At 71.1% G+C, this 22,608-nt stretch carries 29 protein-coding genes and 1 pseudogene; 4 read left to right on the forward strand and 26 right to left on the reverse strand.

Annotated elements, in window-relative coordinates:
* Window positions 1–358: 358 nt before the first annotated feature.
* Complete coding sequence (locus ACZ37P_RS21025; protein WP_355346325.1) at window positions 359–1,204, reverse strand: HAD family hydrolase; 846 nt, start codon at window positions 1,202–1,204, stop codon at window positions 359–361.
* 439 nt (window positions 1,205–1,643) lie between these two features.
* On the opposite strand from ACZ37P_RS21025, the gene ssd reads away from it, so the two are divergent.
* From ssd to ACZ37P_RS21040, 3 genes and pseudogenes are all read left to right on the forward strand, one after another.
* Complete coding sequence (ssd, locus tag ACZ37P_RS21030; protein ID WP_467347986.1) at window positions 1,644–2,753, forward strand: septum site-determining protein Ssd; 1,110 nt, start codon at window positions 1,644–1,646, stop codon at window positions 2,751–2,753.
* Window positions 2,750–3,328 (forward strand): annotated as a pseudogene (locus ACZ37P_RS21035) (ATPase, T2SS/T4P/T4SS family); the annotation flags it as partial. The gene ssd and the pseudogene ACZ37P_RS21035, both read left to right, overlap by 4 nt.
* Window positions 3,329–3,573: 245 nt before the next feature.
* On the forward strand, window positions 3,574–3,726 hold the full coding sequence (locus ACZ37P_RS21040) for a hypothetical protein (RefSeq protein ID WP_467347988.1): 153 nt from the start codon (window positions 3,574–3,576) through the stop codon (window positions 3,724–3,726).
* 433 nt (window positions 3,727–4,159) lie between these two features.
* Here the strand turns inward: ACZ37P_RS21040 and ACZ37P_RS21045 are convergent, their stop codons facing one another.
* The 7 genes from ACZ37P_RS21045 to ACZ37P_RS21075 form a co-directional block, all read right to left on the reverse strand.
* A complete protein-coding gene (locus ACZ37P_RS21045; RefSeq protein ID WP_467347990.1) occupies window positions 4,160–4,339 on the reverse strand; it encodes a hypothetical protein in 180 nt (59 codons plus the stop codon).
* 98 nt (window positions 4,340–4,437) lie between these two features.
* Entirely contained in the window at window positions 4,438–4,644 is a 207-nt protein-coding gene (locus ACZ37P_RS21050) for a hypothetical protein (RefSeq protein ID WP_467347991.1), read from the reverse strand.
* Window positions 4,641–4,877 carry a hypothetical protein gene (locus tag ACZ37P_RS21055; protein WP_467347993.1) on the reverse strand — a complete coding sequence of 79 codons (237 nt, stop codon included), beginning with the start codon at window positions 4,875–4,877 and terminating at the stop codon, window positions 4,641–4,643. The genes ACZ37P_RS21050 and ACZ37P_RS21055 overlap by 4 nt, the downstream gene beginning before the upstream one ends.
* 107 nt (window positions 4,878–4,984) lie before the next feature.
* On the reverse strand, window positions 4,985–5,827 hold the full coding sequence (locus tag ACZ37P_RS21060; protein ID WP_467347995.1) for a helix-turn-helix domain-containing protein: 843 nt from the start codon (window positions 5,825–5,827) through the stop codon (window positions 4,985–4,987).
* A complete protein-coding gene (locus ACZ37P_RS21065) occupies window positions 5,824–6,363 on the reverse strand; it encodes a DUF6879 family protein (RefSeq protein WP_467347996.1) in 540 nt (179 codons plus the stop codon). The genes ACZ37P_RS21060 and ACZ37P_RS21065 overlap by 4 nt, the downstream gene beginning before the upstream one ends.
* A gap of 5 nt (window positions 6,364–6,368) precedes the next feature.
* Window positions 6,369–6,578: a hypothetical protein gene (locus tag ACZ37P_RS21070; protein ID WP_467347998.1), complete on the reverse strand. Its 210-nt coding sequence runs from the start codon at window positions 6,576–6,578 to the stop codon at window positions 6,369–6,371.
* Between the two features lie 90 nt (window positions 6,579–6,668).
* Complete coding sequence (locus tag ACZ37P_RS21075) at window positions 6,669–6,920, reverse strand: hypothetical protein (RefSeq protein WP_467348000.1); 252 nt, start codon at window positions 6,918–6,920, stop codon at window positions 6,669–6,671.
* A gap of 173 nt (window positions 6,921–7,093) precedes the next feature.
* Here ACZ37P_RS21075 and ACZ37P_RS21080 point away from each other — a divergent pair, with 173 nt between their 5' ends.
* Window positions 7,094–7,342, forward strand: coding sequence for a hypothetical protein (locus ACZ37P_RS21080; protein WP_467348001.1), 249 nt, complete (start codon window positions 7,094–7,096; stop codon window positions 7,340–7,342).
* Between the two features lie 233 nt (window positions 7,343–7,575).
* Here the strand turns inward: ACZ37P_RS21080 and ACZ37P_RS21085 are convergent, their stop codons facing one another.
* The 18 genes from ACZ37P_RS21085 to ACZ37P_RS21170 all read right to left on the reverse strand — a co-directional run bounded on the left by ACZ37P_RS21085 (window position 7,576) and on the right by ACZ37P_RS21170 (window position 22,604).
* A complete protein-coding gene (locus ACZ37P_RS21085; protein ID WP_467348003.1) occupies window positions 7,576–7,839 on the reverse strand; it encodes a hypothetical protein in 264 nt (87 codons plus the stop codon).
* The gene (locus ACZ37P_RS21090) at window positions 7,829–8,281 is read right to left on the reverse strand and encodes a hypothetical protein (protein WP_401850779.1); all 453 of its coding nucleotides are present in this window, start codon (window positions 8,279–8,281) and stop codon (window positions 7,829–7,831) included. The genes ACZ37P_RS21085 and ACZ37P_RS21090 overlap by 11 nt, the downstream gene beginning before the upstream one ends.
* 1 nt (window position 8,282) lies before the next feature.
* A complete protein-coding gene (locus ACZ37P_RS21095; RefSeq protein ID WP_467348004.1) occupies window positions 8,283–8,531 on the reverse strand; it encodes a hypothetical protein in 249 nt (82 codons plus the stop codon).
* A gap of 92 nt (window positions 8,532–8,623) precedes the next feature.
* A complete protein-coding gene (locus ACZ37P_RS21100) occupies window positions 8,624–9,436 on the reverse strand; it encodes a hypothetical protein (RefSeq protein ID WP_467348006.1) in 813 nt (270 codons plus the stop codon).
* Between the two features lie 55 nt (window positions 9,437–9,491).
* Window positions 9,492–9,821: a hypothetical protein gene (locus ACZ37P_RS21105; RefSeq protein ID WP_467348007.1), complete on the reverse strand. Its 330-nt coding sequence runs from the start codon at window positions 9,819–9,821 to the stop codon at window positions 9,492–9,494.
* 7 nt (window positions 9,822–9,828) lie between these two features.
* The gene (locus ACZ37P_RS21110; protein WP_467348009.1) at window positions 9,829–10,671 is read right to left on the reverse strand and encodes a hypothetical protein; all 843 of its coding nucleotides are present in this window, start codon (window positions 10,669–10,671) and stop codon (window positions 9,829–9,831) included.
* A 1-nt stretch (window position 10,672) separates the two neighbouring features.
* Window positions 10,673–11,758 (reverse strand): hypothetical protein, encoded by a 1,086-nt coding sequence (locus ACZ37P_RS21115; RefSeq protein WP_467348011.1) that lies wholly within the window; start codon window positions 11,756–11,758, stop codon window positions 10,673–10,675.
* Window positions 11,758–12,915, reverse strand: coding sequence for a hypothetical protein (locus tag ACZ37P_RS21120; protein WP_467348012.1), 1,158 nt, complete (start codon window positions 12,913–12,915; stop codon window positions 11,758–11,760). The genes ACZ37P_RS21115 and ACZ37P_RS21120 overlap by 1 nt, the downstream gene beginning before the upstream one ends.
* A 10-nt stretch (window positions 12,916–12,925) precedes the next feature.
* Window positions 12,926–13,786 (reverse strand): phage distal tail protein, encoded by an 861-nt coding sequence (locus ACZ37P_RS21125; RefSeq protein WP_467348014.1) that lies wholly within the window; start codon window positions 13,784–13,786, stop codon window positions 12,926–12,928.
* Between the two features lie 31 nt (window positions 13,787–13,817).
* On the reverse strand, window positions 13,818–19,217 hold the full coding sequence (locus ACZ37P_RS21130; RefSeq protein ID WP_467348016.1) for a phage tail tape measure protein: 5,400 nt from the start codon (window positions 19,215–19,217) through the stop codon (window positions 13,818–13,820).
* A 30-nt stretch (window positions 19,218–19,247) separates the two neighbouring features.
* On the reverse strand, window positions 19,248–19,556 hold the full coding sequence (locus ACZ37P_RS21135; protein ID WP_467348018.1) for a hypothetical protein: 309 nt from the start codon (window positions 19,554–19,556) through the stop codon (window positions 19,248–19,250).
* 38 nt (window positions 19,557–19,594) lie between these two features.
* Window positions 19,595–20,254 carry a hypothetical protein gene (locus ACZ37P_RS21140; RefSeq protein ID WP_467348020.1) on the reverse strand — a complete coding sequence of 220 codons (660 nt, stop codon included), beginning with the start codon at window positions 20,252–20,254 and terminating at the stop codon, window positions 19,595–19,597.
* A gap of 1 nt (window position 20,255) precedes the next feature.
* Window positions 20,256–20,777 carry a phage tail tube protein gene (locus ACZ37P_RS21145; protein ID WP_467348022.1) on the reverse strand — a complete coding sequence of 174 codons (522 nt, stop codon included), beginning with the start codon at window positions 20,775–20,777 and terminating at the stop codon, window positions 20,256–20,258.
* A 1-nt stretch (window position 20,778) separates the two neighbouring features.
* Entirely contained in the window at window positions 20,779–21,012 is a 234-nt protein-coding gene (locus ACZ37P_RS21150; protein WP_467348023.1) for a hypothetical protein, read from the reverse strand.
* 56 nt (window positions 21,013–21,068) lie between these two features.
* Window positions 21,069–21,479 (reverse strand): hypothetical protein, encoded by a 411-nt coding sequence (locus ACZ37P_RS21155; RefSeq protein WP_467348025.1) that lies wholly within the window; start codon window positions 21,477–21,479, stop codon window positions 21,069–21,071.
* Complete coding sequence (locus ACZ37P_RS21160; protein ID WP_467348026.1) at window positions 21,476–21,865, reverse strand: hypothetical protein; 390 nt, start codon at window positions 21,863–21,865, stop codon at window positions 21,476–21,478. The genes ACZ37P_RS21155 and ACZ37P_RS21160 overlap by 4 nt, the downstream gene beginning before the upstream one ends.
* On the reverse strand, window positions 21,862–22,260 hold the full coding sequence (locus ACZ37P_RS21165; RefSeq protein ID WP_467348028.1) for a DUF6093 family protein: 399 nt from the start codon (window positions 22,258–22,260) through the stop codon (window positions 21,862–21,864). The genes ACZ37P_RS21160 and ACZ37P_RS21165 overlap by 4 nt, the downstream gene beginning before the upstream one ends.
* Entirely contained in the window at window positions 22,248–22,604 is a 357-nt protein-coding gene (locus ACZ37P_RS21170) for a Gp19/Gp15/Gp42 family protein (protein ID WP_467348030.1), read from the reverse strand. Before ACZ37P_RS21170 ends, ACZ37P_RS21165 begins: the two co-directional genes overlap by 13 nt.
* Window positions 22,605–22,608 lie beyond the last annotated feature (4 nt).

Here is a 22,608-nt window from a genome sequence, read left to right on the forward strand (position 1 = left end):
TCTCCGCTCCTCCCCCTCCCCCCCCCTCCCCCCCCCCCCCCTCCCCCCTCCCCCCCCCCCCCCCCCCCCCCCCCCCCCCCCCCCCCCCCCCCCGCTGCCATGTCCGTCAAGTTACCAGTGCGTGCACGGTAATTGCCGATCAGGCCGGGATCTTCGCCCGTCACCTGGTGCGGCTGGCCCGATAAGCGGGTCGGCTCCGCGTGGGTGCCTGACTTCCATGCTCGGTCCGTGGGGCCTGGTGCTGTGAACTGCGGTCTTCCTCTCGGAACTCCGTGGTCTCGCGGGCCGCTACGTCCTTTGTACCGCCGTGGGAGGCGCAGGGGAACCCCTCGCCCGACTTCTTTACTTTTGGGATCAATCAGGACATAAGGGCGGGCCGACGGCGTCGGGACGCCAGCCACACCAGCCCGGCCGTCGCAGCCGCCGCCCCCACGGCCGCCGCCGCGAGCACCGGCCGGGGCGGCATCGACAGCGACGGAATCCGCTGCCTCAGCCGCACGGGACGGCTGAAAGTCAGCACTGGCCAGTCACGTGAGACGGCCTCCTTGCGCAGCGCCCGGTCGGGATTGACCGCGTACGGATGACCGACCGACTCCAGCATCGGGATGTCGGTCACCGAATCGCTGTACGCGAAGGACCGCTCCAGGTCGTAGCCCTCCGACTTCGCCAGCTCGGCGATGGCGTCCGCTTTTGCGGGACCGTAGACGTAGTGCTCGATCTCCCCGTTGTACGCGCCGTCCTCCACGACCATCCGTGTGGCTACGACATGGTCGGCACCCAGCATCGCGCCGATCGGCTGGACCACCTCGGAGCCGGAGGCGCTGACGATCACCACGTCGCGGCCCGCGGCGTGGTGCTCCTCGATCAGCGAGGCCGCCTCGTCGTAGATGATCGGGTCGATCAGGTCATGCAGCGTCTCCGCCACGATCTCCCGCACCTGCTGGACATTCCAGCCCCGGCACAGCTCGGAGAGGTATTTGCGCATACCTTCCATCTGGTCGTGATCCGCGCCACCGACCAAGTACACGAACTGGGCATATGCGGTACGCAATACCGCACGTCTGTTGATGAGACCGCCCTGGTAGAAGGAGCGCCCGAAGGCGAGCGTGCTGGACTTGGCGATCACGGTCTTGTCGAGATCGAAGAACGCCGCGGTGCGCGGTGGCAGGTGGTTTTCCACGTGACGAGCATAGGCAACCACCATTCGGCGTAAGCTCGGGCGTGTGGGTTTGCCTGAGAAGGGCTTCGGGTACACCATGGAAGTCACGGATCGTTCGCGACCGTGCTAACCCGGTCTGGCTCCTCCCCCCCCGAGTCGGACCGTGGGGACGACCCCCGCTCTCCCCCCCGGCGGGGGTCGTCGCATGTCCGGATGCCTTTTCCCGGTTCTCGCGACGTCCTTCCACTCGCATCCTTATGTCGTTCCCCCTCGCGTGCGGCACGGCTGTGATGCGTACGACGTGTGACGGTCCGTAATCGTTGCCAGGCGTCGGCGAACTCACCCGTGAGAGTGGTGGAGTTATCCACAATCGCTGAGTTGTCCACAGATTCCGACCAAGATCATCTCAATTCTCCTGTCTGCCCCAACCTGATCGCAGGCGATGCACACCGGTGCTCGCGTCAGAAGCGACGGGGGACAGGAAATGACGGGATCGACGACACCCGACCAGCGGCCGACCGCCATCGAAGGGCCGGCCGGCCCGCTGATTGTCACCGAGGACGAAACGCTCCTCGACGACCTGCTGCGGCTGTGCGCCGCGGCCGGTACCGAACCGGAGGTGGTCTTCACCGCGCCCCCGCGCGCGACGAGTTGGGACACCGCGCCCCTCGTCCTGGTCGGCGCCGAAGCCACCTCACGGGTCCAGGACACCGTCCGCCGCAAGGGAGTTCTGGTCGTCGGGCGTGATCTGCACGACCACGACGTGTGGCGCAGAGCCGTCGCGATCGGCGCCGACCATGTCCTCTTCCTGCCCGACGCCGAGAGCTGGCTGGTCGACCGCATCGCCGACATCGCCGAAGGCGTGAGCGAACCCGCCCTGACCGTAGGGGTGGTGGGCGGCCGGGGCGGCGCGGGCGCCAGCACGTTGGCCTGCGCGCTCGCCGTCACCGCGGCCGGTACGGGCAGGCGCACCATGCTCATCGACGGCGATCCGCTCGGCGGCGGCCTCGACATCCTGCTCGGCGCCGAGCGCGTCGGCGGCCTGCGCTGGCCCGACCTCGCCGACTCACGGGGCCGCGTCAACAGCGGGGCACTGGAGGAATCCCTGCCCAGGCTCGACGCGTTGAGCGTCCTGAGCTGGGACCGCGGCGACTCCGTGCTCATCCCGCCCCAGGCCATGCGGTCCGTGCTCGGCGCCGCCCGCCGCCGCGGCGGAGTCGTCGTGGTCGACCTGCCACGGCGCGTGGACGACGCGGTCGCCGAGACCCTCGCCCAGATCGACGTCGGACTCCTCGTCGTACCCGCAGAGTTGCGGGCGGTCGCCGCGGCCACCCGCGTCGCCGCGGCGGTCGGCATGGTCCTCAAGGACCTGCGCGTCGTCGCCCGCGGCCCCTTCGCCTCCGGCCTCGCCGACGACGAGATCGCCCGTCTCGTCGGCCTGCCGCTGGCGGGCCAACTCCCTCCGGAACCAGACTTGTCGGACGCCCTGTCAGGCAGCGGACCACCAGGCTCCGCGAGCCGCGGCCCGCTCGCCCGCTTCTGCACCGCCTTCCTCGCCCAGGCCCAGCCAAGCGGCGGGAGCGTGACGGTATGAACGCCGAACTCCTCGACGCCGTACGGCTGCACCTCGCGGAACACGGCGGTGAACCCACCCCGGCACGCGTGGCCGCGGCGCTGCGCGCCCGCGGACGCCTGCTCGGCGACAGCGAAGTCCTCGACGTGGTCGCGGCACTGCGTTCCGAACTCGTCGGCGCGGGCCCGCTGGAGCCGCTGCTCGCCGACCCCGCCGTCACCGACATCCTCGTCAACGCACCCGACCAGGTCTGGATCGACCGCGGCAGCGGTCTCGAACGCGCCGCCGTCCGCTTCACCGACACCACCGCCGTGCGCAGGCTCGCCCAGCGCCTCGCGACCACCGCCGGCCGCCGCCTGGACGACGCCCACCCGTGGGTCGACGCCCGACTGCCCGACGGCACCCGGCTGCACGCCGTCCTGCCGCCGGTCGTGGTCGGCTCACCGTGCCTGTCGCTGCGCGTGGTGCGGGCCCGCGCCTTCACCCTCGCCGAACTCGTCGCGGCCGGAACGCTCGACACCGAGACCGCCCGGCTGCTGCGCGCGGTCCTCGACGCCCGGCTGTCGTTCATGATCAGCGGCGGCACCGGGTCGGGCAACCCCAACTTTGATTTGGGACATATCTAGAGGGCGACTACTAGGAGTGAGTGGCTCCGGGGTGTTTCTGGATCTTTATGGGGGCCGCACAGCCTCCTGAGCTGGGAGTTTGGCGTCGCATGGGCGGGATGCCGAGAAACCGACTAATAGTTACGACGCACAAGGGACGGGCCACCCGCGGTACGCAGCGAACGACTCGGGTGGCCCGGCTCGCAATCACATGTGGACTGGGAGCACTGCCTAGTATGAACACCATCGTCGTGATCTTCATGTACTGCGCGGCACTCATCGTTGCCGTCGTACTGATCATGGTCGGCCACGTAAGCCCGGCTGAGGTCGGCGTTCTCCTCGCGCCGTTCATTGCCCTTATCGAGACGGCGAGGCGCCGCGACAAGTAGCCCGCCCGCGACTACGACGGCTCGTGGACCACTCGGTCCACGAGCCGTCGTAGTTCTTGAAGCTTCGGGCAGCAGCATCTCCACGGCCTGCCGCACCCTGCGGCCCCAGGGAGATTCCGACGCCTTCGCCGTCGCGCATCACTTCGGCCGCGGCACCACGCAAAAGGGCACTACACGGCGAGTGCCCTGGCGGTGAGCAATACGAAGGCCCCGGGCGGGGATGTGCGTACCCGCCGGGCCTCTTGGTGCCATCCGCACTCCGGATGGAACCGTCCGCGGCCCCGCGTCGGTACGGGGCATGCGCACCTCGCAGAACGCCGTACGCGGACAGCAGGCCCGCACCGGATCACCTTGGGGGGCGTTACTCCGGTGCGGGCCCGTCCATCCGCTGCCGCCCGCCATGCGGAGACGAGGCGCGGCAGCGGACCGGGGCTTAGTTCCGCCGATGCCTGTCGGCGAGGTCCGCGGCGGCGTTCTCAGCCGCGGTCTGAGCGGCGTCCTGGATGCCCGCGGGGAGACTGTCGTCATGGGCCAAGTTCGTCAGGGCGCCGAGACTGGCGACCTGCTCGAACAGGGCGTCGTCGTCGGCATCATCGCCGGTGGGCTCGGGCATGGCGCTCCTTCGTACGGGTCGGGTGTGAGGACACCGAGCGCGTCAGTACGCTCGGGCGGGCCGCCGACGGCCCTTTGCCGTCCCGTCGGCGACCCGGCCTACGGCGCCCGGCGGACCCCGATCGGCGGCTGGCCCGTCCCGTGATCGGCGGTCTCCCGGCCACTGTCGGCACACGGCCGACAGGCACGGATGGGTATGCCGGGGCCGGAGCCCTGCTCGACCGCACCGATCAGCACGGACTCGGTGCCGTCCTCGATCGGCCCGCGGTGAACGCTGCACCACAGGAAGACGGGCGTGGCCGTCATGTGGCCAGCTCCTCAGCGGGAGCGGGAGTGAGCGCAGCGAGCAGCACCTCGGCGGCATCGACGGTGAAGGTGCCGAGGCGGACGTAGGCGCGCCGCTCGATGTCGCTGGTGGGAAGAACCTGGCGGACCTGGTCGTCTGAGAGCCCGAGTTCTGCGAACCGGGCCCGGAGTTCGCGGACAGCGACGTGAGCCCGGTCGTGCTCGCTCCTGGCGGCACGTTCGGTCAACGACATGAGCACCCCCTGGTGGTCGTTGTTGTGACCGTAGGGCGCAGGGTTGCCGCACTTCTGGCGGGTTGCTCGGAATTTCTCGTACCGCTGCTTCACGTGCGCGGGATTGCTCACGCGAGGTCGAGGGCGGCCCTCGCGCGGGCGATGACGTGGTGGGCGTTGCGCCCGTAGGCGGCGGCGCTGCCGAGGCGTTCCCACGCCTTTCCGTACAGGGCGATGTCCGCAGCGTCGTCGAGCCACATCTCGGCGTTGATCGTCTCGACGATGACGAGCCGTTCGTCGTAGATCCAGAATCCGTGCCGCGGTGTCATCGTCAGGGCGGCCTCGAACGGCACGACACCGAGCTGCACGGTGTCCAGGCCGATCAGCCCTGCCAGTCGGTCGAGTTGGGCGACGAGGACCTCAGGCGGGCACACACGGGCCCGCAGGGCGCCCTCCCAGATGAGGGCGTGGAAGACGCGTCCCGGCTCGTACAGGGCCGTCTGCCGCTTCATACGCGCCCTCACAGCGTCCTCGGTGTCCCGTGGGGTCTGGCGCAGGTCCGCGTTGTGGAGCATCAGGTGGCGGGCGTAGTCCGCGGTCTGGAAGATGCCGGGGATCACGGTCGCCTCGTAGGCGCGTATGCGGATGCTGTGGAGGTGTTCGGCCGCGGCGATCTCCTGGCGGCCCCTGTGGCCCGAGGCCAGTTGCCGACGCCACGACCGGTACGTGACCTCCAGCCCGGTCAGGCGCCCCTTCAGCTCCGAGGCCATGCCCGGCCGGCCGACGGCCAACGCCCACGCGACGAGGTCGTCGGGTGTCGGTGTCTGCTTGCCGTTCTCCAGCTTGGAGACCTTCGAGGGCTGCCAGTCGCAGCGCGCGGCCAGGTCACGGCCGGACAGCCCGGCCTCGGTGCGCAGCTCGCGCAGCCGCACACCGAGGGCCACTCGGGCTGCCTGGAAGTCGGTGCTCACATGGTGGAAGGTACCCGCGCGGTGAACTCGGCCGTGGGGATTGCGCCAGCCCAAGCCGCGTCCCATGCCCGTTGTGCAGCGGCGACGACGATTGGGTCCTCGTGGATCTCGACACCGAGGGTGTTGTCGTCATCGTCGAAGCGGAGCATGGCGGCGAGTCGCCCGTCGAACAGCCAGAAGTCCTCGTCGCCAGGCAGGCCCGCCCGGTCGGCGTCCGCCCTCCACAGGTTGCGGATGTCCTCCCCGGCTTCGACGTTTCCGGCGCCGCTGGCCATGAGGAACCGCTGCCCCTCGGTGGGCGGGGTGTCGACGATCCGGACGCGCTCGAACCGCTTGCCCTGCTCGGTCTGGGCGCGAACGTTCGCGTGCCAGGGGTGGGCAGGGCTGTAACCGAGGTCGCCGCCCGCCTTCCACAGATTCCACTTCGGGGTGCCGATGTCGACGGCGTACCCACGGCGGGACTCCAAGCGCCGGGCGGTCTGCTCGAACTCGCTGAACAGGTGGGTGATGGCGGAAAAGGGCAGCAGGTCGGGCACGCCGATTACTCCTTCGGGGCAAAGCGGGTGAGCAGCTCCCGCGGCACGACGACGAAGCCTTCATGCGGAGCGACGTCACGGAGTTGGGCCACGTCCTCGGGGTCGGTGACGGCGTCGCCCTGGACAAGGATCTCGCCTGTGTCGAGGTCTTCGTACAGGGTCGGGCAGTTGCCGTCGTCGGACGTAGTGCCGATCATGCTCAGCCTGCGGGCCATTGGTGGTCCCCTCTCGCTGGTGTCGGTATCTGCGGCGCACCGTAGCCCGCGACGACGAACCCGCGACAGACCACCTCCGGCAGGGATGGGTCAGGTGACAGTCGGGACATTCCGGACCTGGGAGCGACTACGGCGCTCGGCGATGACCGCTTCGATGGCCTCGACCGAGCCGAGCGGGTGACCGGGGTAGTAAGCGGCCTCCGCCGCCTCGCGGACGGTCATCGCAGCCCGAGCAGCGACGCCCTCGATAAGGACCTCCGCGGCGCCGGCGATGCACTCCTCGCGCGTCGGGATGCGCTCTGCGCCAGGGAATCTGGCTGCGCGGTCAGCCTTCTTCGGCATGAGGAGCCTTTCGTCGGGCGCCGGACAGCGCGGCGCATTTCGATCCCTGCCCGGGCGCCCAGTCCAAACCCCCACCCCTACGGGCGGTTTATCGGTCCGAATGTCCCTGCGGCGGATGCCTTTCGAGGAGTCACGGGCAGCCTGTCGGCACACCGTTCCGCGAAGGAGAGGCTATGAATCCTGCCGAACGCACGCTGCGTGCCCGGCTCGCCGCACACACGAGTTGGGCTAACGAGCTTGACCCGACGAACCGCACCGCGAAGGCGCGCGCTGCGGCGGAGGGCCGCTTCGAGAAGCAGGCCCGGGAGATGCACCCGGACGCGACGGACGAACAGGTCCTCCGGGTCGCCGAGCACCTTCGGAAAGCGCACTACGTACGGATGGGCCTGGCGTCGGCCAAGAAGCGCCGCAAGGGCGCCTGACTCGACAGGAGCGGACGCGCTGAGGCCCCTGCCGCTCAACCAGCAGGGGCCGCCCAGCCGCGCAGTCAGCGAAGGATGGGATCTCAACACACTACGGGCGGGGTACGACAGCACGGGGACTTCTCGTCACAGTGACACCGACCTCGAGGACTGACCTCCCTCAAGGAGGTCAGTGGGATCCGCTCCCGCACAAAAAAGGGCCCCCGCCGGCCGAAGCCGAACGGGGGCGCAGGTCACTGCCAGGGGGACAGGTCGAGGTCGTCGGGTGGCGTCGGGGGCGGTCCGGCGGGACCGCCGGGGTCGACGCGTCGGGCCCACCGGGTCAGCTCCAGCACGTAGGACGTGAGCATCTTCCGCTGCATCCGCTCCTGCCGCAGCTCGCGGTCCAGGCGGTTGGTGATCGTGGTGAAGCTGCTGCGCCGGGACTGCCGCCACGCCGCGGCGCCGCCGAGGACCGTGGCGACGGCCGTGCCCAGCGTGGCGAAGTCAACGGCCATCGCCGCCCCCCTTCTCGTTCTCGTCGTACAGGGCGTCGATCACCCAGCCCGGCTCGGCCATGCCCGCGGTCAGCACCACGAAAGCGGCGAAGGCGAGCCAGGCCGCCGCCGACGCGGACGCGGATGGCAGCCCGCCGGACCACGCCGACCGCGCGTAGGTCACCCCCCACAGGACCGCCGGAGCGGCGAGCGCTGCGAAACCGGCCGCCTGCGCGCGGATGCCGGACCGGGTCAGGCTCGCCGCGACCGCGACGGCACCAGCGGCAATCCACACCCAGCCGAGCGCGGTCATCGGCACATACCGTGTGATGCCCGCCAGACCGCGCGAGCGGGCGTAGCCGGGGTCGGTGGCGATCCCGTGGCCGTACACGATCCATCCGATACCGAGGACGGCCAGGGCCGCAGGGCGCAGCCCGCCGACCAGGCGCACCGCGGCCCGCATGTCAGACGCCCGTGCGGCTGTAGGTCGGAGGCTTGGCCAGTCCGAGGAACCAGCCGAAGCCCTTGCCGAGGTGGGTCTCGGCCAGGCGGAACACTGCGTAGTAGACGGAGCCGAACGCGGCGGTCAGCCACGCGGTAGCCGCAGGCGAGTCGACGTTGAGCCCGGCGTGCGCGAGCCAGGCCGCGAGGGTGCCGACGATGAGCGGGACGACGGTCCGCCACAGGGACGCGAGGTAGTCGTAGATGGGCACGGGAGATCCGTTTCTGCTGGTGGGAGTCACTTCCGCCGTAGCGCGGAAGTGATCAAGAGGGGATCAGACGGGTTGGGCGAGGGCCCGGCCCGTCAGTCCTTGAGGCGGGCGGCGAGCAGGTCCGCCACCCGCGCTGCGAGGATGTCCAGGTCGATGCCGCCGACGGCGAGCTTGTCCACCTTCGCGGCGAGCGCGGCGAGCCCGGTCACGGCCTTGGCGCTGTTGCTCTCGGCGTTGACGAGCGCCTGGTGCATGTCGTGTGTGTCTCCGGCCTTCGCGTTCTTGTAGGCCCAGACGTCGACAGGTGCGGGCATGGTGTCCTCCGGTGTGGTGGTCTGCGGGGTGGTGGGCGCGGCCGGTCCGGTCCAGCGCCAGGCGGCGACCGGCTTGCCGCCGCGCGGGTCGTGCGGGTCGGCGGTCGGCGGGCAGATCCCGTCGGGGAAGCGCGGCGCGAAGTAGCCGACGACACGCTGGGCGCGGCGCAGCTCGCGGTGCGACCACACGCCGTTGCCCTGGCCCGCGTCGGCGGCCCCGGCCTGCACGGAGTTGCCCCCCTTGGTATAGACGTACGTCGCGTCGAAGCCGACGACCAGCTCGGTATGGCCGCCCGCCGAGAGGTTCACCCAGGCGCCGACGGACGGGTACTCCGACCACTGGCCGCGCGCCCGCGCCCAGGCGCTGAACGCGGTCACGTTGTCGGTCTTCGGCACGACAGCTTGCAGGCCGACGTCGGCGTACATGACCCAGTCGAAGATCACGCACCACGAGACGCGGTTCTCCCCGAACTGCTTCCCGAACTCGGTGTCGTTGTCCCAGCCGTCGGCGCTGTTCCAGTGCTCGTAGATCCGCTCCGGGACGGCCATGACGCGGTCGACCAGACGGCGCCAGTCAGATATCGGTGCCATTCGCCCTCCCAGGGCATGACGGAGCCCCCGCCGGTCGACGGGGGCTCAGGGGTGATTACTGGGGGTGGGTGACGCCTCCGCCAGCCCACGTGGCGAGGACGTCGGGCGGGCCGCCCTGCACGGCGGCCCGGACTGCGGTGGCCTGGGCGGTCAGCGTGGGGACTGCGGCGGCGGCCGTGGCGAGGGCGGTGGCGGCGGTGAGGGTGTCGAGCAGCCACTGGTCCACCTCGATGCTGGGGGCGGTGGTGTAGTGGGTGTCGAAGTCGGCGTAGGCGTCCGGCACGTTCAGGGCAGGAGCGGTGGCGGAGGTTCCGCAGGTGCCGCATGTCCACGTCCAGCCGACGGGGTCCGCTCCGGTCAGGGTCACTTTGCGGGTGCTGGCCATGCTGCTCCTACACGGTCGGGAACCGGATGCTGCTGAGCGAGATCCGGGTGATGGTGCCGGTGATGGCCTGGATCGTGATGGCGCCGGAGGACTTCACGTACAGGTCGGCGCTGGCCGAGGCGGCGCCGCCTCCGACCCGCCACTCGAAGTCGGCCACCGGCAGGTAGTACGACGGCAGCGTGGCGATGGTGGTGCCCGCGGTGAGAGTGCCGGGACTGATCGAGCCGACCATCTGGACCAGGCCGTCGAACCCGCGCCGGATTTGGGGCGCGTGCCAGGTGCCTCCGGTCGCGCTCCAGCCGCCCGCCAGGGTGACGGCCACCCACGGGTCCAGGCTCAGCGACGCACCGTTGCGGTCGATGGTGAAGCTGCCTCCGTCCTGGAAATAGACGTACTCCCGGTCCTCGGCGAGGATGTGCCCGCTGCCCCCGGCGCCGAGGATCGCCTGCGGCGCGCCGACGTCGGGTTCGCCGCCGTACAGGATCAGGTATCCGGTTCCGGAGCCGAGGTCCGCGCTGATCAGAGTGGTGATGGGCACGTAGGTCTCGGCGCCGGGCAGGATTCCGGCGCTGAGGCTGCCGGGGTCGGTTTCGCCGGGTGACCCGGAGCGGAAGACCAGCGCGGGCGGGTAGACGGTGCCGCTGCCGGTGGTGTAGCCGTAGGGCCCGTCGGGCTCCAGGCTGATGCTGGGCTGGCCGGGCTCGGTCTGGACGGTGACCGCGCCGGAGCTGACCGCGGTGGCGACCGCCCGCCGGGCGGCGCGCAGTTCCGTGACGACCCGCTCCAGCTTGGCCAGCCGGGCGGTGACCGCGCTCAGACCGGGCGGCATGCGGTCGGAGGGAAGCGGCATGTCAGGTGTCCTCCAGGAGAATCGGTGTCACCTGGTCGGCGGCCGGGTCGAGCTGCCAGGCGTAGGCACGGGAGACGAGGTCGACGCCGTCGGGGTGGCCGGGGCTGGAGGTGACCTTCAGCCGGACGGAGTCGCCCAGGGCGAAGTCGCGGCCGAGCCGGGGCGCCGCGGACGCGGCGGCCTGGACGGTCCAGGCGCTGCTGCCGGTGCGCTGCTGCGCGAGGGCCTTGGCCGCGGCGGAGTTCAGGGCGCCCGGGTCGGTGATGTTGGTGCCGGGGGTGAAGCGGTAGATCCACCGCGGCCACCCGGCCGCGATCAGGTCGGTGGCGGTGTAGACGGCCGAGCGCAGCCGCCCGGCGCCCTCGCCCTCGCCGAGCGCGAGGATGTCGGTGGCGCCCTTGCCCTGCTCGTAGGACTCCGCCTGGGCGTATTCGGTGACGCAGCCCGGCAGTTCGAAGGTCGGCTCGGGGTCGGGGCGCACAACCCCGATCTGCTGGCGGACCCGCAGGACGAACTGCACGGCGGTGCGGTCGGCGTCCGCCCACACGGTGTCGACGGTCCACTCGGGCCAGCCGTCCATCTGCTGCAACTCCTGGAGGGCGCTGAGGATGCTGCGGTCGTCGCCGTCGAGGACCTGGTACGTGCCGGTGCTGCCGAGCGCGGGGGCGTCCAGGACGAACGGGGGTGCGTCCACCGTGAGTGCGCTGGCGACGCCGGTCATGATGGCGGCCTGGTCGGCGCCGGGGGCAGCGAGGTACGTGCCGGTGTACCGGCGGTCCAGGTACGCCTCGGGGGTCGCCGTCCCCAGCGCGGCCGTGGCGGCCGAACCGCGGGCACGGGTCAGGACGATCCCGGACCAGACCGGCTGCCGGGTGAGCCGGTCGACGCCGACGATCAGGCTGCGTCCGGGCTGGGTGGCGTACAGCCAGTCCGGCGGGGCACCCGCGATCCCGAGGTCGGCCTGCACCGTGACCGAGGACCCCAGGGTCCGCCCGAGCGGCCCGGACGGCGCCAGCGACAGCAGCTCTTCGGTGACCACACCGGTTTTCAGGTCGCACGCGAGCCAGTCCAGTTCGACGGCGGCCATCACGAGACCCGGGCGACGCTGAGCCAGGACCCGGCCCGGATGAACACCGCGGTCGCGCTGGAGGCGAACGGGGACCACATCAGGGTCAGGTTTCCGGCGGTGGTGCTGGTGGTGAGGTATCCCGACAGCAGACCGCCGCGGGTGGTCGACGTCGCCCCGTAGCTGCGCATCTGGCCGGTGCCCACCGGGGTGGCGATGTTCCGCTGAGTGGAGACGTCCGTGGTGACTTCTGCGGGCGGCAGCACGGTGGACCACGACCCGGTCGATCCGGTCGGCCCGGTCATGCCGATTTGCAGATCGGGGACGGTGTCCGTGCAGTCGTACAGCAGCCACCCGGTGATGGCGTACGTCGCGGACGCGGCCACGGGGATCACCAGGTGCGGGTCCGCGGCGGCCGTCGTCGTGCTGGCCCTGCCGGTGTCCGCGGTTTTGATGACGGTCTTGTTGACGCCCGTCATCTCCCCGGCTGTCACTTGCAGCAGGCCGGCCGCCGGGCGGGAGATCCGCGCGTCGCCGATCAGCAGGTAGCCGCTGGAGCCCAGCCGTACTGCCGACTCCCACGACGAACCGCTGTAGCGCTCCAGGATGCCGGTGGCGCCGCCCTGGTCACGCCACTGTCCGGCGTGCACACCGGTGATGCCGGTGCCGACGCCGATCCCGCCGGGCGCGACGGTGACCGGCCGGGCGTCGGTCACGCTCGGGCTGGTACTGGCAGGCGGCACGGTGACGGTGGCAAGCGGCAGATACACCAGTGTCCCGGCCGGGGTGGGTGCCGTCCCGGACCCGGGGGTGCCCGCGAGGTATACGACGTCGGCCTTCGCGAGACCGGCGGCGTCGACCGCGTTGTCCCAGATCCTCAGGTACACCAGGTCGATGCGGGTCAGGCTGGCGTGCGCGGTGGCGACGGTGCCGGTCCACGCGCTCTGGTTGTACGCCCGGTAGACGCCCTGCGCGGGGTAGGACACCGCGGCGACCCCGGCGGGCACGGTGATCGTCATCCCCGCCACGGCCACCGCCAGCCCCGGATCACCGGGGCGGACCCCGCCTCGCGCCCCGGCTGCCGTGCCGTCCGCCATCAGCGTCATGGCCTCGGCGTGCCGCATCTCCTGCCCGGAGAGCCCGAGCCCGTCGAGCCAGATCGGCTTGTCGAATGCCACAGATGGCCTCCTAGATCCAGGCGGGCCGCCACGCGGCGGCCAGTTGAGCGGTGGAGTTGTAGGCGGCGGCCTGGAACTGGATCTGGGCGCCGCCAGGCGGGAACGTGGGCCATGTGCCGGAGAGGTAGCGGCGCCGGGACGCGCCGCCGAGCGTGACGGTGCGGGCTGCGGTGTCCAGGACCAGGACGTCACCGGCCAGCAGCGCGGAGGTGTACGTGAGCGTGGTGACGGTCCCGTCCGGGTACCGCACGGCGATGCTCGGGGTCTGCACCGGCCCGGTGATCGTCAGCACCGGGCGCGTGTCGATCGTGCCCTCATTGGTCACCGCGATGGACCCGCTGACGGTGACAGCGCTCAGCGACCACGGCGGCGCCGCCGGCAGTGTCAGGCCGCCTGTGGTGGACGGCAGGCCGGTGGAGCCGCTACGGAGATCGGTGCCGTACCGGCGCGGGTCCGGGGCAGTGACGAGCACCGACCAGTCCAGGACCGTGCCGGTCAGCCGCTCCGCGAGCACCCGGCCCGAGCGCCGCACGGTCGCCTGCCGCGGGATGGAGTCCCGGACGGTCAGCGTGGTGTCGGTCAGGGACGCTGCGGCCAGCAGCCGGTCTATCGCCCGGTCCAGGGACGCCACGTCCGGCGCGACGACCTTGCCCGCCAGGGTCACGACCCGCTCGGACAGGTACGCCGGGCTGGTCCACGACCCGTGATCGGCCTCCCGCGCGGTCACCGTGACCCGCAGATCGGGACTGTCCCAGCCGGACAGGGTCGAGCAGTGCCAGTGCACACTCTGGTCATCGACCTGCCCGAAGACCACGTCCCCGAGCTGGATCAGCATCGGCGTGAACTGGTAGCCAGGCGCGAGTCCGGCCACAGGCCCCCTCCTTTCGCGGTGTTGCGCACGGTCAGACGAGGAACGCCAAATGGCGTACGAGGTCGGACGCCTGCTCGGCGCTCGACTGCCGGGCACCGTGCAGGTGCACCTCGTTGTGCCGGGTGGTGGTGTGCTGCACGACAGGGGCCGGTGCCGCCTGCCGTACGGGGGTGAGGTGGTATCCGAACGCCGACGCGGTCTTCGCGAGCAGCGCCCTGGACCTGGCGGACCCGTTCCACGGGATCCACGACTCGGTGTGCCCCGCTTCGGCCGCGAGGACCGTGGTGGGCTTGTCGAGGATTCCGCCGCGTGCCATCGCGACGCCGCCCGCAGCGCCTTGGCCGGCGACCTGCGCGAGGAACGCCGCCGTATCAGCGGGCGGCAGCGACGCGAGTTGCGCGCCCAGCTTCGGGACCAGGGCGCGGATGGTGCCCCAGTCCAGGCCCGCCGCGATCACGTCGGCGATGCCCGCCCCCGGATGGGAGCGGAGCACACCGATCAGGGTCAGCGCGTTGGACAGGTCCTCCGGAGACAGGGCGCTCGCCGCGGCATTCGCCGCCGCATTGGCCGACGATGCCCCGGACGGGGACTTCACCGCAGCCGCCGCGATGGCGGCCGCATTGTCGTCACCCTGCGCGGCGAGCTGCGCCGCGAGGTCCCCATAGCCCATCGAGGCCAGTTTCAAGAGGTTGTCCTGGAAGCTCTTCGAGCTGCTGGCAGCCGTCTTGAGCTGGTTGGTGTAGTCCGTGAGCGTCGCCGTCGCGGTCGGTGCGAGCTTCTTCAGGTTGTTCACGATGTCCGTGAAGCTCCTGCCGCTGGCCTTGGCGAGCGCGGCGACCAGGGCCTGACCGTCCTCGCCCATGTCGCGGAGCGTGCCTGCGACGTCCGCACCGGCCTTCTTGCCGATCGTGGCCAGGTTCTTCTCCCACGCGGCGTTCGCCGCCGCTGCTGCCGCGAGCTGCTTGCTGTACCCGGCGAGGTTGAAGCCGGTCGGCGCCTTGGCTCCTCCCTTCAAGCCGAGCGCCGCGTCAGCCGAGTTGACGGCCTTGCGGTCGGCGGTGACCGTCTTGGCCGCCGCGGTCGACGCCGAGCGGGCCTTCGCCGTGTTTTTCGCCGCCGCCGCGTTCGCCTTGCGGGCCGCCGCGCGGGCGTTGGTCAGGCGGTCCTCGGCGTCCGCGAGCTGCTTGGCGGTGTGCTTCCCCGACCGCACGCGGGCCAGATTCGCCTCGGCCTGGCTGACCTTCCGCACCCCGTCCTTCCGGGTCTGCGTCTCCTTGGCCTGAGCGTCCTTCAGCGCCCTCGACTTCGTCGCCGCCGTCGAGGTCGCGGTGGCCAGCTTGTCGAGGGCGTCCTTCAGCTTCTGCACGGCGGCGTCGTAGCGGTCCATACCCGCCCCGGCCCCGAACGTGCTGGCGGGCTGGGCGGGGCTGTAGGTGAAGCCGGACAGGGCGCCGCCGCCCGCGAGCGCCATGATGCCGCCCTCGGCGAAGCGCTCCAGGTCGTACCCGAAGCTCTTCGCAACCTGCCGCAGGATCGCCGTCGACCGCGCCCGCTTGCCGGGCGCGAGCGGGATGTATGCCTCGCCGCCGGTCTCCGGCTCCGCCCACAGACGCATCGCCCCGGCGGGTGCGATCTGCGCGACGTGGTTCTCGACGCCGCCCCCGGCGTAGGCGCGGTAGATGTTGCCGTCGGCGTTCGCGTTCGGGCCGCGGCCGCCCTTGCCGGTGTAGATGGTGCGGTTCTCGGTGGTCAGCGTGATGTGCTTGTCCTGCACGGACGCCAGGTACCGCTTGATGTCGTCCACCGCGGCCTTCGCGCCAGCGGTCGGCACCGTGACCTGGATCTTCTTCCCGGGCAGTGTGCTGACCTTCAGGCCGATCTCCTTCAGCGCCGCGATCAGTTCCCTCGACGGCGCGGTGACCGTGATCCGCTTCCCCGCGGGCACCCCGGCGAGCTTCTTCTCCACCGCCTCCAGGTCGCGGACGGCCGGGCCGGTGTCCGCGTCGACCCGGGCGGTCTTGCCGGGGATGCGGATCGCGATCAGGTCGTCCAGGGCCTTGGCGGCCTTGGCGGTCGGCGCGGTGATCTCCATCTGCCGTCCGCCCGGCAGCGTGTGGATTTTGAAGCCCACGGACTCGATGTCCTTGACGGCATCGGTCGTCAGCGCGGTCACCTTCACCGTGGCGCCCTTGGGCAGGTGCCCCGCCAGGCCCTGCACATAGAGCAGGTCCTTCTCGGTGTCGGTCAGGCCCTCCGTGCTCAGGGTGATCGCCAAATTGGACGGGATGAAGCCCATCTGGACGGCGAGGATCTGCGCCTGTTCGGTGGTCAGCCCGAAGCCGCGGGCGGCCCTGACCGCCGCGTCGTAGGCGGTCTGCATGCTCTTCTCGGCCAGCGTCAGGGCCTCGGGCACCGACGTGCCGGTCGCCCTCGCGTAGTCGTACGTCGCCTGAGCCGCGCCCGCGGTGGCGGAGTTGAGCGACTGGAGCTTGTTGAACAGCTCCTGCCCGTTCTGCGAGGTGGTGTTCAGGCTGCCGTCGACCTGCAAGAGCTGTTCCTTGTAGCCCTTGGTGTTGTCGATGCCGTCCTTCCACATCGAGTTGAGGTCGAGGACTGCCCGGTTCATGTCGGCGGTGGCAGCCTGCACGTCCAGCTCACCGCCGGACAGCAGGTCGAGCGCGGTGTGCAGGGCGGATGCCTTCGTCGCCGCGTCCGATTCGGACTTGCCGAGGGTGCTGATGGCGTCCTTCAGCCGGGCCGTCGGCGACGTCGCGCTGTCGGCCGCCGACCCGCCATCTCTCGCGGCAGCCGCAAGGTCCTTCTGCTTGCGGACCGCGTCCGGGACCTCGCGGGAGAGGTCACCGAGAGTCTGCGCCGCCCGCACCTGCGCCTGCACCGTCGAGTCCATCGGGCCCTTGGACTTGGCACCGGCCGTGGCCGCCTCCAGCAGGCTCTTCTGGAGCTTGGTGACGCTCGACTCCCCGCCCAGGTAGGCGTCGGTGAGCTGCTTCAGGCTGACGCCGCTCTTGTTCATGACATCCATGAGCTGGGTCTTGCCGTCGCGGAGCTTGGTGTCCTGGAGGGTCTGCGCGGCGGTCGCCCGCACGGACGCGTTGACGGCGCCGTTGGAGTCCTGGAGCGCCTGGGTCAGGCCGGAGATCCGCTGCTGGTGTGCCTGCTCGGCCGCCGCGGCGGCCTGGTGCTTCTTCGCGAGCATGTCCAGGCCGATCATGGCGCCGCCGATGGCCAGGCCCCACGGGCCGCCGAGGAAGCTGACGAGTCCGCGGCCGGCGCCGAGCAGACCCCGGCCCGCCCCGACGCCGATCGCGGTCGCGGTCCCTGCGGCGGTGGCACGGAATCCGGCGAGCCGCCCGCCGGCGGCCTGGATGCTCCCCGACGTCGACCGGAAGGAATCGCCCATCGCCCGGAAGGTTCGGCTGCGGGTCTCGACCTCGGCCATGATCCCGCCCATGCGGGACAACATGATGCCCGCGTTCGCGGCCTGGACCCGTTGGTACAGCGACGCGTCCCCGATGCCGCGGAACGCGGTGACGCCGCGACGGCCGAAGGCGGTGACAGCGTTCTGCATGCCGGTGACCTGCGACCGGAACGGCCGCATCGCCAGCATCGACAGCACGCTGAGCTGGATCGGGCCGGGCAGCGCCGCGAAATCGTGCGCGAGCCCGCCGACCATGTGCCCGAGCGGGCCGAAGATCGCGGTCAGGTCGCCCGCCGTGCCGACCACGACCTGGGTGCGCTCGGCGAGCACGCCCATCGCCCCGGCGCCGGAGGACACCGAGGTGAACGCGTCGTGCAGCCCGGACGTCAGCGGTCCCGCGGCCTGACCGGCGTTGTGCAGGGCCTTCTCGACGGACTCCACGGAGGTGATCACGAGCGGCACGGCCGTGACCGCGCCGCCCGCCAGGGCGTGCTTAACCGGGTCGGCGAAGCCCTCGGCCGCGCGCCCGATCCTCGCCTTCGCTCGGCCCAGCTTGTCCTCGACGGCAGGCCCGTACAGCGACCACAGGTCACCCGCGGTGCGGATGCCGCGCCTGACGTAGGGGATCGCGGCGGACACCGACCCCGACATCTTGCGGGTGATGCCCTCCAGGCTCGGGGCGACCCCGAGATACACCTGGAGGAACACCGAGGTGAGCTGCTTGCCCAGGCCCCGCATCGCGCCGCCCAGGCCCTTGGACTCCGCCGCGGCGATGGCCGCCGCACCACCCGCCCGCGACACCTGCATGCCGAATTGCTGAAAAGCCTCCCCGCCCTGGTGCGCGAGTGCCGTCATAGCCGAAAGCGCCGGTTTACCGAAAGCCATCGCCGCAGCAGCGGTGAACTGCTGCTGCGTCAAATGCTCCTGCGCAGTGTGCAGTTTCGTAATAATGTATTCGAGGCCCTTGAAACGGCCCTGCGAATCGAACGCCTGAATGTTCAGCTCTTTCAGGCCGGTCCGCATCTGCCTCGTCGGCTTGGCCAAATTGACCAGCGCACCCCGCAGGGAAGTGCCCGCCGTCTCACCGATGATCCCGGACTTGCCGAGCAGGCCCACAGCGGTGGCGACATCATCGAGGCTGATACCGAGCGAATGCGCCGTCGGCCCGACGTATTTCATCGCGTAGTAGATATCCATCAATTCGCCAGACGCCGAATTCGACGTGTTGGCGAGGACGTCAGCGACGTGCGCGGCCTCCGTCGATTTCAGGGCGAATTGATCCATCACGTCGCCCTCAATCCGGGCCGACGTGGCGACATCGGTCCGGGCGGCGGCGGACAACTGGATCGTGCCGCGGGCGGCCTTGATCGCGTCCTGCGCCCCGAGCCCAGCTTTGGCCAGGTCGACCATCGCATCGGCGGACTCCGCCGCCGTCGCCGACGGGAGCTTCATGTCCGCGCCGAGGGCCTGCGCCTCCCGCCCTGCGGACGCCATCTCCGCCCCCGAGGCGCGCGTGACCTCCAGGAACTTGTTCATGCTGTCGGTGTATTCGTTGCCCTGGTGGACGATGTCGTGCAGCCCGTAGAGGATCGCGCCCCCGGCGAGCAGCAGCCCCAGGTGCTTGACCGGCGCCAGGGCGGCGGACGCCCCCGAGCGCACCGAGCCGAGCCCGTTGCGGGCGGCGGCGCCCATCCGCCCGAACCCCGTCGCGGTCCCGGCTGCGGTCGCCCCCGTGCTGCGGACCGTGCGGCCGGTGGCCAGAGCAGCGGCCTGGGCCTCCCGCAGTCCCGCCGCGCCCCCGCGTGCCCCGACCCCGGCCGCGGTCAGCCCGGCACGGGACGCCGCAGCGTCCGCGCCCATCGCCCGCACCCCGCGCCCCGCCACCACAGCCGCCTCGCCGAAGCGCACGGTGGTGCCGGTCGCCCGCGTCACCTGCGGGACGTAGGCGCCCAGCTCCGCCATCACCCGTACCCGTACGGTGCGTTCGGTCATCGCCGCCCCCTGTTCAGTTGTGGTGGTGCCTCACCCGCCTGTCGCGGCCGGGGTCAGGTCGGGGACGTCCGGGCGGCGCCCGACGGGCACGACGGTGATCTTCCGTCCTGCGGTGTCGACCGCGGTCGACGTGGCGTCGGCTTCCTCCGCGTACTCCCGCTCGCGGCAGCCGAAGCACACGATGCGGTGGACCTCGTACTCGCTGGCCTCGTCCAGAGACTCGGCCATGAGCTGCCCGCAGCCCCGGCAGGTCTCGTCCTGGAGCCGCTGCCACTCCACGGCCAACGCCGTGTCCTCCGGCGTCCACCGCGGCTCACCCGGCACAGCCACGCGGCCCATGAACTCGCTGTACGGGATCCCGCGGGGGGCGCAGTAGTTCAGTTGATCCCGAAGGACCGCAGAACGTCGGATGCGGTCTCGGATTTTGGGCCGGGGTCGGTGACCCCCATCTGCACCGTGAGCCCCGTCGTCCAGAGCTGGTTGAGCTGACCGTCGGACAGCCCGTCCCAAAACGCGTCGAACACGGCGTCGGAGTCGACGGCGGGTTCGATGAGCTGGGCGCGGACCAGTGCCGGGGCGAAGGTGTCCGGGTCGAACGCAGGCTCCCGGTCCTCGCCCGCCCGCTTGCCTGCGGCCTCGATCTGCTCGGCCGTCGGCGGGTACAGGGCCCGCAGTTTCTGGTAGGTGCGGTGCGGCAGCGCCTGGAGCACGAAGACGGCCTTGGACGCCTCCGCGGCGTCCTCCAGGTCCCGCAGGTGCCGGGCCAGCGCCGGAGCCGTGTCCGGGTCGTTGGCGGTCTTGTCGTACTCGATGGCCCGATTCAGGGCCTGCTCGGCCTCCTCGATCTGCGAGGCCGCCTCGGCGTCCAGATACAACGGCACAGGCAGCCGCGGGCGCTGGATCCGGGCGGCGACCTGGGAGAGCATCACCGGCTGCCCGCCGGCCACCGCCGCGGCGGTAACTGCGATGGGTGCGGCGGCGGCTGCGGCGGGCGGGATGCCGGTGAAGGTCTCCGGCACGATCGTCGTATCGGTCACGTCAGGCCCCCGCCGCCACGACGGCGTCCTGCTCCGGCTCCCCGGTGAACGCGAGCTGCGAGGTGAACTTCGCGGTCTCGTTCTCCGCGATGTCCGACGGGGCGCGGGAGATCACGGTCGACGGGTACACCTCGCACCGGTCACCGACCGTCGGCGTGCCATCCGAGGTACCCAGGCCCGTGGTGACGCTCTGGTGAAAACCCATACGAGCGACGACCAGGAACCCGATGGCGTCCCGCACCATCGTCGTCCAGGCCAGGTCAGCGGTGCCGAGAGAGTCGCGGTGCGCGGTGAACTCTCCCGCGTCACCCCCGTACGTGCCGGGCGCCGTCTTATTGAACCGGCTCCCTGCGTCACCGGCCTCGATCGTGTTGCCGGACGACGGCGTTTTGAGGCCGTCGCGGGTCATGAAACCGGCCAGCTTCACCCCGGCGGTCAGCTCGGCGACCGTCGGCACCTTCGGGTCGGCGATCGTCGTGCACCAGATCGCCGCGATCTTGCCGGTTGTGCCAAAGCGTGGCATGTCAGCTCTCCTTCGTACTGTCCGGCGTCACGGCCGGATCGGTGGTCCTGGACGACTTGCGGGACACCGCGCCTGCGGGGTCCGGGGCGGGCGGCTCCTCGACCGCGGACTGCTCCCCGGCGGCCTCCTGCCAGCCGAGCTGCGAGTACACGCGCTCGAATTGCAGACGGCCGACCTCGACCGGGCCGGCGTCGGGCAGCGTCGGATGGGTCATGACGACCCGGCTCTCGGGCATGGCAGATCACTCCTCAGACGAGACGGAAAAGAAAGAAGGAAGGCGGGGTCCGGCGGTCAGGCCGGGGTGAGGAAGTACCGGTAGACGTCCGTCCGGAAGAACGCCGGGCTCTCCGGGGCAGTGGGGTCGGTGGAGGACTCCGGGACGGTGCCGGTGCCGGTCACGTACACCGCGCACTGCTGCCAGGACCAGCCGTCGGGCGGGACCAGGTCCCCGAGCGCCACCGTGCGGGCGGCCTCCGCGACCTGGTCGGCCGCGAGCCGGGACGGCCCCACAGCGGTGACCTGCACCTCGGGGTGCCGGTCGGCGTTCGGATCGGCCGCCGTGCCGTCGCCGCGCGTCTCCGTGCGCGGCCGGACCACGCAGTACCGGCCGGTGATCCGGCCGTCCTTGTCTCGGGGTTCGCCGTCCCCCACCCTCAGGCCCGCCACGCGCAGCGCGTCGATCAGGCGGTCGACGGCGGTCACCGCAGCGCCTGGTGCAGCGCGATCTCGACCCCGTGCAGCAGGTCGTCGGCGTGCTCCTCCAGCGCGGGGCCCAGGTGCTCGATCGGCGCATTGTTAGCCGAGCCGTACTCGACCAAATTGCCGAGCGCGCCCTGCGGCCGGTTCTTGTCCGGGCCGATCTCCCCGACGACGCCCAGCGGACCGCCCCGCACGTCGTACGTGATGCTCATCGGGTACTGCGGCAGGTACCTGTGGCCGCGCACCCGCTGCCGGGCCGCCTGCTGGATCTTGCGGGACGTCACCGCCACCGCGGTGGTGGCGTTGGCCACCAGCCGCGGCGACGACGAGGACAGGTCCGCGACCAGGGCGTCCAGGCCCACCAGATGAATACCGCCGCCGCCGGTCATCTCGACACCTCCGTACACCAGATCCGCCGCGCCGTGATGTGCGTGCCCCTGTCGATGTTGCGGACCTGCAAGCGCAGGCCCTGGTAGCTGGCATCGGCGGACGACGTGATGATCACGGCGTCGAACGCCCGGACCTCGGCGGCTGCGGCGAAGGGGATGGACAGCTTGTGCTGCCACGTCTCGGCCGCCGCCGTCACGCTGGGGATCACCGCGGCGGTCCCGGCCGGTTTGATCCGGCACCGCCCCTCGTAGAGCACCACCACGGGCGAGCTGTCCGTACCGTCCTGCTCCGTCACGACCGGCCCCGTGCGCTCGATCCGGCAGGTGTCCGTCATCTGCTCCTCGGCCGCCGCCCTACCGGCCGCCGCGGTGTCCATCGCGCTCACGGTGAGCACCCAGGCACGATGCTGAAGGCGCCGCCGGTCCGCCGCTGGAGCTGGGCGAGTTCCTGCGCCGACAGGTACAGCTCCCCGGAGCTGCGGGCCGAGTCGGTGGTGTACGAGTAGTCGTCGATCGACTGCTGGCGCTTGCCCTCCGGGTTGAGGATCACGCGGAGCACCATCGCGCAGCACACGCCCTTGGCCGTGATCGGCTGCCGGGCGTCGATGTCCGGCACGCGCTCCCGCATAATCGCGGACGCGTCGGCGAGCAGCGCCGGGGCCTTCTCGCGCTCGGTGTCGGTGAGGTCGCGGCCGATCAGGCGCCCGTTCACGTCGTCCACGGTGGCAAAGTCGGCCACGTCC

Source organism: Streptomyces sp. NPDC024632, assembly GCF_055559175.1.

Bases quoted from the DNA above. Each gene is read 5' to 3' on its own strand.
- ACZ37P_RS21025 (WP_355346325.1), bottom strand. From the start codon at position 1,204: ATGGTGGTTGCCTATGCTCGTCACGTGGAAAACCACCTGCCACCGCGC.
- ssd (WP_467347986.1), top strand. From the start codon at position 1,644: ATGACGGGATCGACGACACCCGACCAGCGGCCGACCGCCATCGAAGGG.
- ACZ37P_RS21040 (WP_467347988.1), top strand. From the start codon at position 3,574: ATGAACACCATCGTCGTGATCTTCATGTACTGCGCGGCACTCATCGTT.
- ACZ37P_RS21045 (WP_467347990.1), bottom strand. From the start codon at position 4,339: ATGCCCGAGCCCACCGGCGATGATGCCGACGACGACGCCCTGTTCGAG.
- ACZ37P_RS21050 (WP_467347991.1), bottom strand. From the start codon at position 4,644: ATGACGGCCACGCCCGTCTTCCTGTGGTGCAGCGTTCACCGCGGGCCG.
- ACZ37P_RS21055 (WP_467347993.1), bottom strand. From the start codon at position 4,877: ATGTCGTTGACCGAACGTGCCGCCAGGAGCGAGCACGACCGGGCTCAC.
- ACZ37P_RS21070 (WP_467347998.1), bottom strand. From the start codon at position 6,578: ATGGCCCGCAGGCTGAGCATGATCGGCACTACGTCCGACGACGGCAAC.
- ACZ37P_RS21075 (WP_467348000.1), bottom strand. From the start codon at position 6,920: ATGCCGAAGAAGGCTGACCGCGCAGCCAGATTCCCTGGCGCAGAGCGC.
- ACZ37P_RS21080 (WP_467348001.1), top strand. From the start codon at position 7,094: ATGAATCCTGCCGAACGCACGCTGCGTGCCCGGCTCGCCGCACACACG.
- ACZ37P_RS21085 (WP_467348003.1), bottom strand. From the start codon at position 7,839: ATGGCCGTTGACTTCGCCACGCTGGGCACGGCCGTCGCCACGGTCCTC.
- ACZ37P_RS21090 (WP_401850779.1), bottom strand. From the start codon at position 8,281: ATGCGGGCCGCGGTGCGCCTGGTCGGCGGGCTGCGCCCTGCGGCCCTG.
- ACZ37P_RS21100 (WP_467348006.1), bottom strand. From the start codon at position 9,436: ATGGCACCGATATCTGACTGGCGCCGTCTGGTCGACCGCGTCATGGCC.
- ACZ37P_RS21105 (WP_467348007.1), bottom strand. From the start codon at position 9,821: ATGGCCAGCACCCGCAAAGTGACCCTGACCGGAGCGGACCCCGTCGGC.
- ACZ37P_RS21110 (WP_467348009.1), bottom strand. From the start codon at position 10,671: ATGCCGCTTCCCTCCGACCGCATGCCGCCCGGTCTGAGCGCGGTCACC.
- ACZ37P_RS21115 (WP_467348011.1), bottom strand. From the start codon at position 11,758: ATGGCCGCCGTCGAACTGGACTGGCTCGCGTGCGACCTGAAAACCGGT.
- ACZ37P_RS21130 (WP_467348016.1), bottom strand. From the start codon at position 19,217: ATGACCGAACGCACCGTACGGGTACGGGTGATGGCGGAGCTGGGCGCC.
- ACZ37P_RS21135 (WP_467348018.1), bottom strand. From the start codon at position 19,556: ATGGGCCGCGTGGCTGTGCCGGGTGAGCCGCGGTGGACGCCGGAGGAC.
- ACZ37P_RS21145 (WP_467348022.1), bottom strand. From the start codon at position 20,777: ATGCCACGCTTTGGCACAACCGGCAAGATCGCGGCGATCTGGTGCACG.
- ACZ37P_RS21150 (WP_467348023.1), bottom strand. From the start codon at position 21,012: ATGCCCGAGAGCCGGGTCGTCATGACCCATCCGACGCTGCCCGACGCC.
- ACZ37P_RS21160 (WP_467348026.1), bottom strand. From the start codon at position 21,865: ATGACCGGCGGCGGCGGTATTCATCTGGTGGGCCTGGACGCCCTGGTC.